10 protein-coding genes and 1 riboswitch are annotated in these 15,227 nt (G+C 68.1%); of the genes, 6 read left to right on the top strand and 4 right to left on the bottom strand.

Annotated features, from left to right (window positions below):
• Positions 1–46: 46 nt before the first annotated feature.
• The 5 genes from AMIS_RS32605 to AMIS_RS32585 all read left to right on the top strand — a co-directional run bounded on the left by AMIS_RS32605 (position 47) and on the right by AMIS_RS32585 (position 7,048).
• The gene (locus AMIS_RS32605) at positions 47–883 is read left to right on the top strand and encodes an ABC transporter ATP-binding protein (RefSeq protein WP_014446725.1); all 837 of its coding nucleotides are present in this window, start codon (positions 47–49) and stop codon (positions 881–883) included.
• Entirely contained in the window at positions 880–1,671 is a 792-nt protein-coding gene (locus tag AMIS_RS32600; RefSeq protein ID WP_014446724.1) for an ABC transporter permease, read from the top strand. The genes AMIS_RS32605 and AMIS_RS32600 overlap by 4 nt, the downstream gene beginning before the upstream one ends.
• Before the next feature lie 32 nt (positions 1,672–1,703).
• Positions 1,704–2,987, top strand: a complete 1,284-nt coding sequence (locus AMIS_RS32595) for a sensor histidine kinase (protein WP_231859144.1) — start codon at positions 1,704–1,706, stop codon at positions 2,985–2,987.
• The gene (locus AMIS_RS32590) at positions 2,984–3,658 is read left to right on the top strand and encodes a response regulator (RefSeq protein WP_014446722.1); all 675 of its coding nucleotides are present in this window, start codon (positions 2,984–2,986) and stop codon (positions 3,656–3,658) included. The genes AMIS_RS32595 and AMIS_RS32590 overlap by 4 nt, the downstream gene beginning before the upstream one ends.
• A 344-nt stretch (positions 3,659–4,002) precedes the next feature.
• A riboswitch (cyclic di-GMP riboswitch) is annotated at positions 4,003–4,082 on the top strand.
• A gap of 14 nt (positions 4,083–4,096) precedes the next feature.
• A complete protein-coding gene (locus tag AMIS_RS32585; RefSeq protein ID WP_083888746.1) occupies positions 4,097–7,048 on the top strand; it encodes a Calx-beta domain-containing protein in 2,952 nt (983 codons plus the stop codon).
• A 125-nt stretch (positions 7,049–7,173) separates the two neighbouring features.
• On the opposite strand, the gene AMIS_RS32580 is transcribed toward AMIS_RS32585, so the two are convergent.
• Genes AMIS_RS32580 through AMIS_RS32570 form a run of 3 tightly spaced genes read right to left on the bottom strand, consistent with a single transcriptional unit; the run spans position 7,174 to position 11,923 of the window.
• Positions 7,174–9,237, bottom strand: a complete 2,064-nt coding sequence (locus AMIS_RS32580; RefSeq protein WP_014446720.1) for an ABC transporter ATP-binding protein — start codon at positions 9,235–9,237, stop codon at positions 7,174–7,176.
• On the bottom strand, positions 9,234–11,090 hold the full coding sequence (locus AMIS_RS32575) for an ABC transporter ATP-binding protein (RefSeq protein ID WP_014446719.1): 1,857 nt from the start codon (positions 11,088–11,090) through the stop codon (positions 9,234–9,236). The genes AMIS_RS32580 and AMIS_RS32575 overlap by 4 nt, the downstream gene beginning before the upstream one ends.
• Positions 11,084–11,923 (bottom strand): TetR/AcrR family transcriptional regulator, encoded by an 840-nt coding sequence (locus tag AMIS_RS32570; RefSeq protein WP_231859143.1) that lies wholly within the window; start codon positions 11,921–11,923, stop codon positions 11,084–11,086. The genes AMIS_RS32575 and AMIS_RS32570 overlap by 7 nt, the downstream gene beginning before the upstream one ends.
• A 210-nt stretch (positions 11,924–12,133) precedes the next feature.
• Here AMIS_RS32570 and AMIS_RS32565 point away from each other — a divergent pair, with 210 nt between their 5' ends.
• The gene (locus AMIS_RS32565; protein ID WP_014446717.1) at positions 12,134–13,825 is read left to right on the top strand and encodes an alkaline phosphatase family protein; all 1,692 of its coding nucleotides are present in this window, start codon (positions 12,134–12,136) and stop codon (positions 13,823–13,825) included.
• Between the two features lie 245 nt (positions 13,826–14,070).
• On the opposite strand, the gene AMIS_RS44390 is transcribed toward AMIS_RS32565, so the two are convergent.
• Positions 14,071–15,165 (bottom strand): Acg family FMN-binding oxidoreductase, encoded by a 1,095-nt coding sequence (locus AMIS_RS44390; RefSeq protein WP_014446716.1) that lies wholly within the window; start codon positions 15,163–15,165, stop codon positions 14,071–14,073.
• Between the last annotated feature and the right edge of the window lie 62 nt (positions 15,166–15,227).

Below are 15,227 nucleotides of genomic sequence, written 5' to 3'. Positions count from 1 at the left end.
CGGGTGGTCGTGTCGCCGGGGTGCCTCCGGACGGCACGATCAGTGCATGGAAGCAATCGAAGTAACTGGGCTTCGTAAGACGTACAAGGACCGGGAAGCGGTCGCGGGCGTCGACCTGGTCGTGGCCCGCGGCGAGATCTTCGCTCTGCTCGGGCCGAACGGCGCCGGCAAGACCACCACAGTGGAGATCCTGGAGGGTCACCGGCGGCGGACCAGCGGGGACGTCCGGGTGCTGGGCGAGGACCCGGGCAAGGCGGGATCCGCCTGGCGCAGCCGGATCGGGATCGTCCTGCAGGACGCGGACGACGCCGCCGACCTGACCGTGCGGGAGATGGTCCGGCACCTCGGCGGGTTCTACCCCGACGCGCGGCCGGCCGACGAGGTGATCGAGCTGGTCGGCCTCACCGCCAAGCGGAACAGCAAGATCCGTACCCTCTCCGGTGGTCAGCGTCGCCGCGTCGACGTGGCGCTCGGCATCGTCGGCCGCCCCGAGTTGCTCTTCCTCGACGAGCCGACCACCGGGTTCGACCCGGAGGCCCGCCGGCAGTTCTGGGATCTGATCCGGCACCTGGCCGGCGACGGCACCACGATCGTGCTCACCACCCACTACCTCGACGAGGCCGAGGCGCTCGCCGACCGTCTCGTGGTGCTGGCCGGCGGCCTGATCGTCGCCGAGGGAACCCCGGCCACGCTGGGCGGGCGGTCCGCGGCGGCGGCCCGGGTCCGCTGGCGGGAGGACGGCGTGCTCCACGAGGAGCAGCACGAGGACCCGACCGAGCTGATCCGCCGGCTGGTCGCGACGGGCGCGGATCTGACCACGCTCACGATCAGCCGCCCCACCCTGGAAGACATCTACCTGAGCCTGATCGGAGCCACCCGATGAGCACCATCACCATGAGTGTCAGCCGCGGACAGGTAGAACTTCTGCAGTTCGTCCGGGACAAGACGGCGCTGATCTTCACGTTCGCGTTTCCCGCGATGCTTCTGCTGCTCTTCGGCACGATCTTCGGCGACGACTACACCGACAGTGGCGTCAGCGCGAGCCAGGTCTTCACGGCCAGCATGGTGGCGTACGGGGTGCTGAACACCGCGTTCGTGACCATGGGCTCCGGGCTCGCACTGGACCGGGAGGACGGGACGCTCAAGCGCCTCCGGGGAACGCCGATGCCGGTCTCGGCGTACCTGGTGGGTAAGGCTCTTCTGGTTCTTGTTCTCAGCCTCGCCGAAGCGGCGCTGCTGATCCTCATGGGCGTGCTCGTCTTCGACATGCCACTGCCGCCGGCCGATCACTGGATCACGTTCACCTGGATCTTCCTGCTCTCGGTGATCGCCTGTTCGCTGCTCGGCGTCGCAGTGAGCGCGCTGGTCCGCAACGCCCGCAACGCCGGCGGCATCCTCAACGTGCCGGTGGTGGCGCTGCAGTTCGTCTCCGGCGTGTTCATCCAGCCGATGAGCCAGCTCCCGGAGTGGCTGATCTCGGTCGCGTCGATCTTCCCGGTGCGGTGGATGGCGCAGGGCTTCCGGTACGTCTTCCTGCCCGCGTCCGCCGAGAGCCAGGAGCTGAACGGGTCGTGGGAGCTGGGCCGGGTCGCGTTGGTGCTGGGAGTGTGGTGTGTGGTCGGATTGGTGCTGTGCCTGATGACCTTCCGGTGGAACAACAGCGAGAAATGAGCTCCCCGGAAGCGGTATCTGGTAGTGCGGGCTTGGGAAGTACGGGTGCGGGAAGTACGGGTGCGGGAAGTACGGTTCCCGCCACCTGGATCTGGGATCTCTACTTCGCGGTGATCGCGGCTGCTGTGCTGGCCGCAGTCGTCATCGTGGACGGTTTCTCGTCGCTGGAGCGGGGCGTGGCACTGGCCGCCCTGACCGCGATGATCGTGCTGCACGTGGTGATCGGCCGGCCGCTGATCCTGCGGGACTATCCGGACAACACCAGCCGGGTCGTCCTGCTCGTCCAGCTCACGCTCTTCGCGATCGCCATCTTCGCGGTGCCGCTCTCCACCTGGCTGATGTTCGCGGTCATCCCACTGATCTTCCAGATGGTCACGGTACGGCTCGCCATCGTCCTGATCGTGGTGACGAACCTGGTCCCGCCGGTGGCCGACCTGCTCAACGACCCGGAGGGCAGCGTCGGGCTGGACCTGGTGATCGCGGCGATCTCCACCGGCGCCGGCATCTGCATGGGTCTCTGGATCATGCGGGCGCTGGCGCAGAGCGACGAGCGGGCCGCCCTCATCGTCGAGCTGGAGGCGAGCCGGGCCGCGTTGGAGGCCAGCCGGGCGGAACTGGCGCGGCTCTCCCACGAGGCCGGGGCGGCGGCCGAGCGCAACCGGCTGGCCGGCGAGATCCACGACACCCTCGCACAGGGCTTCACCAGCATCATCACGCTGGTCCAGGCCGCCGACCCGCAGCTCGCCGACGAACGTCTGGCGCTCGCCGTGCGTACCGCACGGGAAAACCTGGCCGAGTCGCGGGCACTCATCGCGGCTCTCTCACCCGCCGCGCTGGCTTCCGCTTCACTTCCCGAGGCGGTACGCCGTCAAGCTGCCCGATTCAGCGAAGAGGCGGGTGTGCCGTCCACGGTCCGGGTGACGGGTGAGCCCCGTGACCTACCGACGCGGGTGGAAGTGGTGCTGCTGCGCGCGGCACAGGAGGCGCTGACGAACGTGCGGCGGCACGCCGGGGCCACCGAGGTCGGTGTGGTGCTCGCCTATGCGGCGTCGAGTGTGCGGCTCGTCGTCCGGGACGACGGGCGGGGCTTCGACCCGGCCGGCGTCCGGTCCGCGGGTGGGGGTGGCTTCGGGCTCTCCAACATCCGGGCGCGGGCCGCTCAGGTGGGTGGTCAGGTGGCGGTGCGTAGTGGTGGCCCGGGTGCTGCTGCTGCCGTGGGTGGGGCTGCCGTGGGTGGGTCTGCCGTGGGTGGGGCTGCCATGGGTGATGCTGCTGCCGTGAGCGGCACGATTATCGAACTGGAGATTCCCGCGTGATTCGGATCCTGCTCGTCGACGATCACCCGGTGGTGCGGATGGGGCTGCGCGGCATGCTCGACGCTGAACCGGACCTCACCGTGATCGGGGAGGCGTCGTCGGGCAGTGAAGGGGTGGCTCTGGCGCTGGCCGAGCGCCCCGACATCGTGCTGATGGACCTGCGGATGCCGGACGGCGACGGGGTGGAGGCGACCGCGCAGATCCTGGCTGGTCAACCCCGTGCGGCTGGGGCCGGTCCGGCTGGGTTTGGTGCCGCTGAGTCCGGGGGCGGCTCGCCCGTGCGGGTCATGGTGCTGACCACTTATGAGTCGGACCGGGACATCCTGCGGGCCATCGAGGCCGGCGCGTCCGGATACCTGCTCAAGGATGCGACGCCTGCCGAGTTGGCCGACGCGGTCCGGGCGGCGGCGCGGGGGGAGACGGTGCTCGCGCCGAGCGTCGCGTCGACACTGGTGCGTCAGGTCCGTACCCCTGCTCCTCCCGCTCTTTCCGCCCGGGAGACCGAGGTGCTGAAGCAGGTGGCGGCCGGGCTCACCAACGCGGAGATCGGCAAGCGGCTGTTCATCTCGGAGGCGACCGTGAAGACGCACCTGCTGCGGATCTTCAACAAGCTGGGGGTGGCGGACCGGACGGCGGCGGTGACCACCGCGATGCGCCACGGTCTGCTCTAGTCCTTTCCGCTGGCTCTCTTTCCGCTGGCTCTCTTTCCGCTGGCTCTCGTTCTGCTGTCTCTCTTTCTGTTTCTCTCCTTCTGTCTTGCTGTTCTCCTGTCCCGCGGGGGACTGCTGTGCTAGTTGAGGGCGATTCGACTTAAAAACCCGTTCTGCCGGTAAGGGGACGATAGGCCGGTTAGATTACGGAAGGCGCGACCTCTTGCTGGAGCACGATTCGGTCCTGTCGATTCAGTCCTGTCGATTCAGGGTTGTCGATTCGGGCTTGTCGATGGTCCAGCATTGCGCTGCTCGAACCGGTTCCCCGGTGCCTGAGCGGCCCCTTCGACGGCCGGCAGGCGCGGTACCCGAACAGGCAAACCCGTCGCGAGGCGGGGACGCAAAGCTAGGGGCCTCCCCGAACGGAGGTAGCCCAGCCGCCGAAGGAGAAAGAAACACATGCGCTATCCACAAGCCCATGCGGCCAAGAGCGGCTCGATTCCGTTCGCGCTGCGTGGTAAGAAATCCATGCGGACCGCCCTGTCCGTTGCCGTCGCGGGTGCCATCGGCCTCGTGCCGGGTGTGTTCATCGCGACGCCGGCCCTGGCAGCGGCCGGTGACTACTCGATCGCGGCTGGATCCGGCACCGAAGGTGGCACGGTCAGCCTGCGCATCACCCGAGCGGGCAAGGCCACCGCCAACGACCCGGCGTTGCCGGCGGAGAAACTGACCTGGTCGACGATCGCTGACGACACCCCTCAGGCGAACCAGGCCACTCCCGGCACCGACTTCACCGCTGTCGTCAACGCCGCGGTCAGCTTCCCGGTATGGGACAGCACATCACCGCAGGTCAAAACCATCACCGTGGCGACGAAGCAGAACACCGTTGACGAGGCCGACAAGACGTTCAAGGCCTCCATCGTGGCCGTGGTCGCGGCATCGGACAACACGACCCCGACAGCCGCCGCCATCAGCCCCGCCAACGCTGTCGGCACGATCATCGACGACGACAGCCCGACCTACACGCTCATCGCGACCCCGGCCGCGACGGTCCGGGAGGACGTCGCCAGCGTCAAGGTCCGGGCGACCATCCCGACCGCGACCGTCGGCGATGTCACCATCCCGATCAAGACCGAGGACGACACCGCCAAGGCAGGGCAGGACTACGACGAGTTCGACGCCGACCTCACCATCACGGAGGGTGCCACCTACGGCGAGATCACGATCGACCTGATCGATGACGACCTCGACGAGGACGACCAGCAGAGCTTCTGGGTGAGGGGCTTGGCGGGCACCAATGTCAGCGGGACCCAGTCGACTCGGATCAACATCCTGGACGACGAGGCCACCTCGAAGATCACGCTGGACGCGCCGGTCGGCGCGGCCTCGGAGGGTAACCCGCTGGTCTTCCCGGTGACCCTCGACCCGAAGTCGGAGCGAGCGGTCTCGGCAAGCTGGTCCACCGGAACGGCGAAGCCGGCGACCGGGCACGGCGTGGCGGCCGCGGGCACTGACTTCACAGCTGTCACCAACGGCACGGTGGCGTTCGACGCGGACTCCGCCACGCCGAAGGCGCCGATCAGCGTCAGCACCCTCACCGACAGCATCGACGAGGCCGACGAGGACCTGGCGGTCACGGTCTCGAATGCCACGAACGCCACGATCGTCAGCCCGAACACCCGCAACGGCACGATCACCGACGCCGGCACCACGCCGGGGCCGCAGGTGGAGCTCGTGCCGGGTGATGTAATGGAGGGCGGGGTCGGCACGCCGCGGTCCCGGACCTTCACGGCGCGCCTGACCAAGGCCTCCGGCCAGGAGCAGAAAGTCCAGTACGAGGTCAGCTCGGGCATCTCTGGCACGGCCACGGCGGACGAGGACTTCACCGCCGTCGCACCCGGCGCCCGCACGATCCTGACGTTCGCGCCCGGTGAGACGGAGAAAACCTTCACCGTCGACGTCATCGGCGACGACATCGACGAGGGCGACGGCGAAACCTTCGCGATCACCTTGACCGACGCGCACATCAGCCGCTTGCAGGCGGGCAAGGCACTCGGCGAGAACACGATCACGATCAAGGACGACGACGACAAGCCGACGTTCCGGTTGACGAACAAGGCCATGACCATCCCGGAGGGCGACGGCCCTTCCGCGGCGCTCCTCGAGGTTCGGCTGTCGAACCCGAGCGCCGAGGACATCGACTGGGTCGTCGAACCGGCCACCGACCCCGGCACCGCGGTCGAAGGCGGCGCGGGCGCCGGCTCGAACGACTACACGGTGCTCGGCCCGGTCATGGGCGCCGGCACCATCGCGGCCGGAGACACCACCGGTTACGTGCTGGGCATCATCAACGGTGACAGGGTCTTCGAGGCCGACGAGACGGCCCGCTGGACAGTGGGGCTCGACGACGCCGAGACCGACGCGACCGGAGTCACCGAGACCGGCATCCTCACCATCAAGAACGACGACATGCCGCCGGAACTCGTGGTCGACAACGCGACGGGCGAGGAAGGCAAGACCATCGCCCTGACCGGCACCACGGCGGGTGTGGCGCAGGGCGAGACACTGCTCAACGTCAGCCTGGCGGGCGCTGCGAACGGGGGTCACCAGGCGGCCTCGGCCACTGACTTCGCGCCGCAGTCGTTCGTCGTGAAGATTCCGGCGGGTACGCCGGCCGGCGCCACGATCCCGATCGGCGACGTGCAGATCACCGAGGACGAGCTGAAGGAGTCGAGCGAGACGATCCGCGTCTCCGGCACCGGCTTCAGCGGCACCGGTTCGGTGAAGGACGGCTGGATCACCATCGCGGCCAGCGATGGTGGCGAGCCCGGTCAGCCCGGTGAGCCCGGCGAGCCCGGCGAGCCGGAGCCCGGTGCGCCGACCGTCTCCACGCCGAGCGCCTCGCTGAACGGCGGCGGTACCGCGACGATCACCGGTAAGGCCGCGGCGAACGCCCGGGTCGAGCTGTGGGGTGTGCCGTTCGGCTCGGACGAGGAGCCCAAGCGGCTCAAGGCCACCACGGCCAACGCGTCCGGCCAGTACTCGCTCACGCACTGGATCGGCCAGGGATACATCTTCCACACCAGGGTGGGCGACCTGAAGTCGAAGGAGATCGCGGTCCGCGTCAAGCAGAACCCGGTCTTCACGCTGACCTCGCCGAGCAAGGGTTCCTTCACGGTCACGGTCACCGGTAACCCGAAGGCCGCCGGGCAGGACATCATGGTCCAGAGCTACGTCAGTGGCGCCTGGAAGACCGTCTACAAGGGCAAGACCGGCAGCAACGGGGTCTACACGCGCACGGTCAAGCTGGACAGCGGCAAGGCGCTGACGATGCGGGGATTCGTCGCCGGTGACACCGGGATGGGTCTGCTGGGCAACTACAGCACCGCCAAGAAGGTCACGGTGAAGTAAGTCCTCATCTTCGGACTACAGAAAGCGGGGGTGGCCGACCGGCCACCCCCGCTCTCTTGTTCCGCTCCGTCCGCTTCCGCTCAGTCGGTTTCCACTCAGTCCACTTCCACTCAGTCCACTTCCACTCAGTCCACTTCCACTGCGGCCTGGGCGAACTGGGCCGAGTAGAGCCGGGCGTACGCCCCGTCCGCCTCGATCAGCTCCTCGTGGGTGCCCTGCTCGACGATGCTGCCGTTCTCCATCACCAGGATCACGTCGGCGTCGCGGATCGTGGAGAGCCGGTGCGCGATGACGAAGCTGGTCCGTCCGGTCCGCAGCGTGTTCATGGCCCGCTGGATCAGCACCTCGGTACGCGTGTCCACCGAGCTGGTGGCCTCATCGAGGATCAGGATGCTCGGCTCGGCCAGGAACGCGCGGGCGATGGTGATGAGCTGCTTCTGGCCGGCGCTGACGTTCGAGCCCTCCTCGTCGATCTTCGTGTCGTAGCCGTCGGGGAGCATGCGCACGAAGCCGTCGACGTGGGCGGCCTCGGCAGCCCGCACGATGGCCGCGGTTTCCGGGCTGTCCGCCCCGACCACAAGATCTGGGCTGCTCTTAAACTCTGGACCCGTCTTGAAATCGGGGCTGGTCTTAAAATCGGGGCTGAGCTTGAAATCAGCTCCGTACGCCAGGTTCTCGGCGATGGTTCCGCCGAAGAGCCAGGTGTCCTGGAGGACCATGCCGATCTGCTCGCGCAGCTGCTCACGGGGCATCGTTGCGATGTCCACACCGTCCAGCGTGATCCGCCCGCCGGTCACCTCGTAGAAGCGCATCAGCAGGTTGACCAGGGTCGTCTTGCCGGCGCCGGTCGGGCCGACGATCGCGACGGTCTGGCCGGGCTCGACCGAGAGCGAGAGGTTCTCGATGAGCGGCTTGTCCGGCAGGTAGCGGAACGAGACGTTCTCGAAGGTGATCCGGCCCCGGACCTTCCCCGTCGCGGGCATGTCCACGGGCTCGGGGTCGGGACTCTGCTCCGGCGCGTCGAGCAGGGCGAACACCCGCTCGGCCGAGGCCACGCCGGACTGCACCAGGTTCGCCATGCTGGCCACCTGGGTGAGCGGCTGGCTGAACTGCCGGGAGTACTGGATGAACGCCTGAACCTCGCCGAGCGACAGGGTGCCGGACGCGACCCGCAGGCCACCGACGACCGCGACCAGCACATAGTTGACGTTCGAGATGAACATCATCGTGGGCTGGATCAGGCCGGAGATGAACTGGGCACGGAAGCTCGACGCGTACAGATGGTCGTTGTGCTCGCGGAAGGTCTCCGCGGCCTCCTTCTGCCGTCCGAAGACCTTGACCAGCGTGTGCCCGGTGAACATCTCCTCGATGTGGCCGTTGAGCCGGCCGGTGGTCTTCCACTGGGCGACGAACTGCGGCTGGGACCGCTTGCCGATCATCGTGGTGAGCCAGATCGACACGGGCACGGTGACCAGCGCGATCAGCGCCAGGAGCGGGGAGATCCAGAACATCACCCCGAGTACGCCGACGATCATCAGCAGAGCCGTGACCAGCTGTGCGAACGTCTGCTGAAGGGTCTGCGCGATGTTGTCGGTGTCGTTGGTGGCGCGGCTCAGCACCTCGCCGCGCGGCTGCTGGTCGAAGTAGGAGAGCGGCAGCCGGGCCAGCTTCGCCTCCACCTGGTTGCGCAGGTCGAAGACGGCGGTCTGCACGACCCGGGCGGTGAGCCGTCCCTGCAGGACGCCGAACACCCAGGCGAACACGTAGACGAGCGCGACCCAGGCCAGCACATGCGACAGCCGGGTGAAGTCGATGCCCTGGCCGGGCACCGCGTCCGATCCGACGAGGACGTCGGCGATGCCGTTGTCGCCACGGGCACGCAACCCGGCGACCGCCTCCTCCTTGGTGACCCCGGCCGGGAACATCCGGCCGATCACACCATTGAAGATCACGTCGGTGGCGTGGCCGAGCAGGTACGGACCGAGCACCGAGAGGGTCACGCTGGCGATACCGAAGGCCAGCACCGCGCCGACCAGGGCGCGCTGCGGCTTCAGCAGTCCGAGGAGGCGTTTCGTGGAGCCCTTGAAGTCCTGGAGCTTCTCCGGCGGTCCACCCGCCATCATCATCCGGGCGGCCGGCGGTCCACCACCCATGGGCCGCGGTTGCGGGCGGTTCTCTGGAGATGTCATCGGGTGACCGCCTCCTTCTCGGTGAGCTGCGAAAGGACGATTTCCCGGTACGTGGGGTTGCTCTCCATGAGTTCGTCGTGCGTCCCCGTGCCGACCACCTTGCCGTCGTCCAGCACGATGATCCGGTCGGCGTCGCGAATCGTGCTGACCCGCTGCGCCACGATCACGACGGTGGCCTGCCGGCCGCCGCTCGACTGGTTAGTCTCACCGGTCAGATTCGTCTCACCGGTCTGGTTCGTTTCAGCGGTGAGGTTCGTTCCAGCGGTGAGGTTCGTTCCAGCGGTCAGGTGTTCGGTTAGTGCGGCACGCAGCGCGGCGTCGGTGGCGTAGTCCAGCGCCGAGAACGAGTCGTCGAAGAGGTAGATCTCCGGCCGGTGCACCAGCGTGCGGGCGATCGCGAGCCGCTGCCGCTGGCCGCCGGACACGTTCGTGCCGCCCTGGGCGATCGGCGCGTCCAGCCGGCCCTCCATCGCCTCGACGAAGTCCTTCGCCTGCGCGATCTCCAGGGCCTCCCAGAGCTCCTCGTCGGTGGCGTCCGGATTGCCGTAGCGCAGGTTGGACGCGATCGTGCCGGTGAACAGGTACGGCCGCTGCGGGACCAGGCCGACCGTGCGGGCCAGCAGGTCCGGGTCCAGCTCGCGGACGTCCACACCATCGACCAGGACCGAACCGCTCGTCGCGTCGAAGAGCCGCGGCACGAGGTTGAGCAGGGTGGTCTTGCCGCTACCGGTGCTGCCGATGATCGCTGTCACCTCACCGGGACGTGCTATCAGACGTACCCCCGAAAGCACCGCGGCCTCAGCCCCCGGATAGCGGAAGTCGACGTCCCGGAGCTCGAGTTCGCCGTGCCGCGGAAGCGTGGTGATCCCGGTGCCCGACGGACCCCCCGTGGGCGGCGTCACGCTGGAATCGGTGTCCACGACCTCCTTGATGCGCTCGGCGCACACTTCGGCGCGCGGGATCATCATGAACATGAAGGTGGCCATCATGATCGACATGAGGATCTGCATGAGATAGCTGATGAACGCGGTGAGCTCGCCGACCTGCATGCCGCCGGAATCGATCCGGTGGCCGCCGAACCAGACCACCGCGACGCTGGAGATGTTCACGATCAGCATGACCGTCGGGAACATCAGCGCCATGATCCGGCCGACCCGGAGCGAGACGTCGGTCAGATCGGCGTTCGCGACGCCGTACCGTTCCCGCTCGTGGTCGTCCCGGACGAACGCCCGGATCACCCGGATACCGGTGATCTGCTCGCGCATCACCTGGTTGACCCGGTCGAGACGGACCTGCATGAGCCGGAACAGCGGGCGCATCCGCGCGATGATCAGGCCGACCACGGTGATCAGAATGGGCACGATCACCAGCAGCAGCGAGGAGAGCGGGACGTCCTCCCGCAGCGCCAGCACGATGCCGCCGACGCACATGATCGGCGCCGACACCATCAGCGTGAACGTGAGCAGCACCAGCATCTGGATCTGCTGCACGTCGTTGGTGGTCCGGGTGATCAGCGAGGGCGCGCCGAACTGCCCGACCTCACGGGCGGAGAACGTCTGGACCCGGTCGAAGATCGTGGCGCGCAGGTCGCGGCCGACGGCCATCGCGGTGCGGGCGCCGAAGTAGACGGCGACCGCCTGGGCGGAGATCTGCAGCACGGTGATGCCGAGCATGCTGCCGCCGATGCGCATCACGTAGCCGGTGTCGCCCTTGACCACGCCGTTGTCGATGATGTCGGCGTTGAGCGCGGGCAGGTAGAGCGTCGCCAGCGTCTGCAGGAACTGGAAGAGCACCACGAGGGCGATCGCAGTTCGGTACGGACGCAGGTGGACGCGAAGTAGTTTGATCAGCACGGTGTCTGATCCCCCCGGTCCGTTTCGGTGTTGTGGGTGTGGGTGTCGGTGTGGGTGTGGGTGTCACTGCTGGCAGGGCTGTCGCCGGTCAGGATGGTGCGGGTGTCATCGCTGGTCAGGATGCCGTCGAGCAGTAGTGCGGCCAGGTCCTCGCCGTGGAACGTGCCCGGCTCGCCGAACGGGCCGAAGGCGTCGGCGCCGCAGTGGAGCAGGAGTATCCGGGCGGCCCGATCGGGGGAGACGCGGAGGCGGGCGGCGTCCGGCACGAAGATCTCGGCGACCGCGGCGTGGAGTTTCTGCCGGGACGACATCATCCGCTGGTGAGCGTCCTGATCGTGCCCGGCCGGTTTGCCGGTGCCGGGCTCGGGCGGGCTCAGGATGAGTTTGCGGGCGGCGCTCATCAGGTGGGCGTGCTCGGTGAACCTGGCGTGGATCAGTTCGGCGGTGCGGGCGACCCTGTCGCGCAGGTCCGTGGCAGGATCGATGGCGGCGAGTGCGTCAAGCGTGTACTGCGGGTCCAGCGCCTTGATCACTGAGCAGACCACGAGCTGGCTCTTGCTCTCGAAGACGCCGAAGATCGTGCCCTCGGCGACGCCGGCGGCGTGGGCGATCTGACGGGTGCTGACGTCCAGGCCGTGTTCATGCAGCAGAGGGATGGTCGCCGCGATGAGAGCTGCCCGGCGCTCCTCGGGCGCCATGGCGGGGACGCGCCGGCGCCGGTTCTCGGTGCTCTCAGTACGGGTGATCTCAGTACTGGTGATCTCAGTGCGGGTGCTTTCGGTGCCGGTGCTCTCCGGGCCCGTGGTGGCTTCCGTGCCGGGCGTGCTCTGCATGTCGGTCACTGTAATGAGCGAGCACTCACTCATCCACTGACTTTTGTCACGGGCGTGGTTTTTGCTGTAGGCGTGCCCTTTGCTGTAGACGTGGTCTTTTTGCTGTAGACGTGGCCTTTTGCTGTAGACGTGGCCTTTTGCTGTAGACGTGGTCTTTTGCTGTAAGCGTGGCGTCGAACCGGATCGGGTGAAGGGGCGTATCTACAGAACGTGAGCAACGAAAAGCCGTACCGGCGGGTTGTCAGGCACCTGACCACCGGTTTCGCAGCAGTCCTGGTTTTCCTGGCACTGATCGTGCCCGATCAGATCTTCCGGCTGCCGCCCGGAAACTCGGTCTTCACTGCTCTCCTGCGCGTCCCGGTCGAGGCGCTGATCGCCGGAGCGATCCTGCTCCTGCTTCCGGATCGGGGGCGTCTCGGCCGGGTCCGGCGACCCCTCGCCGCCACGCTCGGCGCGCTGCTCGGCCTGCTCACCGTCGTGAAACTGATCGACATCGGGTTCTTCGCCGTTCTCGCCCGCCGCTTCGACCCGGCCCTGGACTGGATCCTGGTCGACGACGGCTTCAACTTCCTGACCGATTCGGTCGGCAAGCCCGCCGCTATCGGCGCGGCCGCCGGCGCCGTCGTTGTCGCCGTCGTCCTGGTCGCCGGGATGACGTGGGCCGTCCTGCGGCTGAACGGGGTCCTCGGCACCAACCGTCCCGGGCAGCGGCGTACCTGGGCGGTGCGCGGACTCAGTGCGGTGGCCGCCGCCTGGATCGCCCTCGCGGCGCTCGGCACCCAGCTGATCGGCGGCATTCCGGTCGCGTCGCACACCGCCGCCGAACTCGCCGCGCACACCGCGCTGGCGCTGCCGAACGACCTGCGTGACCGGAAACGGTTCGCCGAGGAGGTCGCGGTCGACGCATACCGTGGCCGGCCCGCCGACCAGTTGCTCACCGGGCTGCGGGACAAGGACGTGATCATCTCGTTCGTGGAGAGCTACGGGCGGGACGCGCTGGAGAACCCGCAGTTCAACGGCGCGGTGCTGGACAGCCTCACGGCGAACAGCGCCCGGCTAGCCGAGGCCGGCTTCGCGGCACGCAGCGGGTACCTCACCTCGTCCACGGCGGGCGGCGGCAGCTGGCTGGCGCACGCCACGTTCCTGTCCGGGCTCTGGATCGACAACGAACAGCGCTACCGCAGCCTCGTCTCCTCCGACCGGCTCACCCTGACCAGGGCGTTCGGGAAGTCGGGGCACCGCACGGTCGGTGTCGAGCCGGGCATCACGTTCGCGTGGCCGGAAGGGCAGTTCTACGGGTACGACCACATCTACGACTCGCACACGCTGGGCTACAACGGGCCCGCCTTCAGCTGGTCCACGATGCCTGATCAGTACGTGATGTCGGCGTTCCAGAAATTGGAGTACGCGAAGCGCGACCGCAACCCGGGCCGGCTGCTCGCGGAGATCACGCTGACCTCCAGCCACACCCCGTGGGCGCCGGTGCCCAGCATGGTCGACTGGGACGCGGTCGGCGACGGCAGCGTGTACGGCCCGATGGTCACGGGCGCCGAGTCACCGCAGAACCTGTGGAAGCAGAGCGACCGGGTCAGGAGCGAATACGCCCGCTCGGTTGCGTACTCGCTGGACAGCCTGCTCGGATACCTCACCCGGTACGCCGACGACGACATGGTGATGGTGTTCCTCGGCGACCACCAGCCGGCGCCGGTCGTGGTCGGTCAGAACGCCACCCGCGACGTGCCGATCACGATCGTCGCCAAGGACCCGAAGGTTTTTGATCGGATCGCCTCATGGGGCTGGAGTGACGGGCTGAAGCCGGCCCCGGATGCTCCGGTCTGGCGGATGGACACGTTCCGGGATCGGTTCCTCGCGGCGTACGGGCCGGAGGGGGATCCGCACTGACATCCGCACTGACATGACGTCCGCACTGACATGACGTCCGCACTGACATGACATCCGCACTGACATGACATCCGCACTGACGTTTCTTCCGTGGGCTCTTCAGCCTTTCTCCACCCTGGACCGGCCGGCCACGACGCCCCGTGGCCGGCCGGTTCGCCCTTTGCGTACGAGGCGGTGACTGTCCGGGCTCTCCGGCTGGACGCTCAGCCGACGATCATCAGCCGACGATCATCAGCCGACGATCGTCAGTCGACGATCTCGATCACCTGGCCGGCGGGCAGGCGGGGCGTGCGGGGCGGCGCCGAGTGCGCCGGGTCAAGGCTGCCGAGCCGGAGCGCGAGGAACGGGTAACCCACGTCACCGAGCATCCGCCGCAGGGCGAACCGGGTGGACGGGATCTCCACGGGACCGCTGAGCGGCAGGAGGCTCACCGCCTGCTCGGCGGCGGTCAGCCACAACCGGCTCAGCGCCTCGCCGCCGCGTAGCCAGTCGACGCCGTCGTCACCCGTACCGTAAAGAACCGCGTATGTTGCTCCGCGGTCGTGCCCCTCGCCGGCCGGAAGCGTCCCAGGGGCCTGGAAGTCGCGCTCGGCGACGGTGGTCAGAGGCAACTCCTCGGGAAGTGCGGAAGCCGGGATGCCGGTGTCGTCCGAGCGCTCGCCGCCGACCCAGGTCGCCATCTCGGCGCGCAGCCGTTCGTCGGTGTCCTGAGCCTTCTGCGCGTGCTCCACTGCCACCGCGAGTTCGAGAACCTGGTCCCGGTCGAGGACGTGCAGGCGGGCGCCGGCCTCCTCGGCTGCCTTCACGAGGAAGGACAGCGTGCTCTCCGGGATCGCGTCGTCGGTGACCGTGCGGCGGTCGGTGCGCCGGACCTGCAACATCTGGAAGTGCCGGGTGGCCTCGGGGCGGATCGCCTCCCGATCGGTCGGCTGGATCACCGCGAGGGGTTCGTCCACCCGGCGTCCCGGGCTTTCCTGTTCTGCCGGGCTTGCCTGGTCTGCCGGGCTTGCGTGGTCTGCCGGGCTTGCGTGGTCTGCCGGGCTTGCCTGGTCTGCGGGGCTTGCCTGGTCTGCCGGGCTTTCCGGGCGGGTCACCTCGTAACGCCAGCCCTCGGCGTCGAGCGCGACCTGGGCGTGGTGCAGGGCCGTGCCGCAGCTGAGCAGCAGCATCCTGCCCTCCGGGTCCTGCTCGGTGAGCTGCCGCTCGGCGACACCGAACAGCTCCAGCCGGCCGTCACGCACCACCCAGCGCCACGGCTGCGTGTTGTGGATCGAGGGAGCGAACCGGGCGGCGTCAGCAGCCTGCACCAGAGCTTTCTTGACCTCTTCCGCGTTGCTCATGACCCCAGTATTCCCGGAACCATGGCCTCCTAGTACGGCCTTGCGACCCTACCCGCGACCCG

Origin of the sequence: Actinoplanes missouriensis 431 (assembly GCF_000284295.1) — a bacterium.
Lineage (GTDB): Bacteria > Actinomycetota > Actinomycetes > Mycobacteriales > Micromonosporaceae > Actinoplanes > Actinoplanes missouriensis.
Note: the sequence above shows the minus strand (reverse complement) of the source record. Positions and strands in the feature narration are given on the sequence as shown.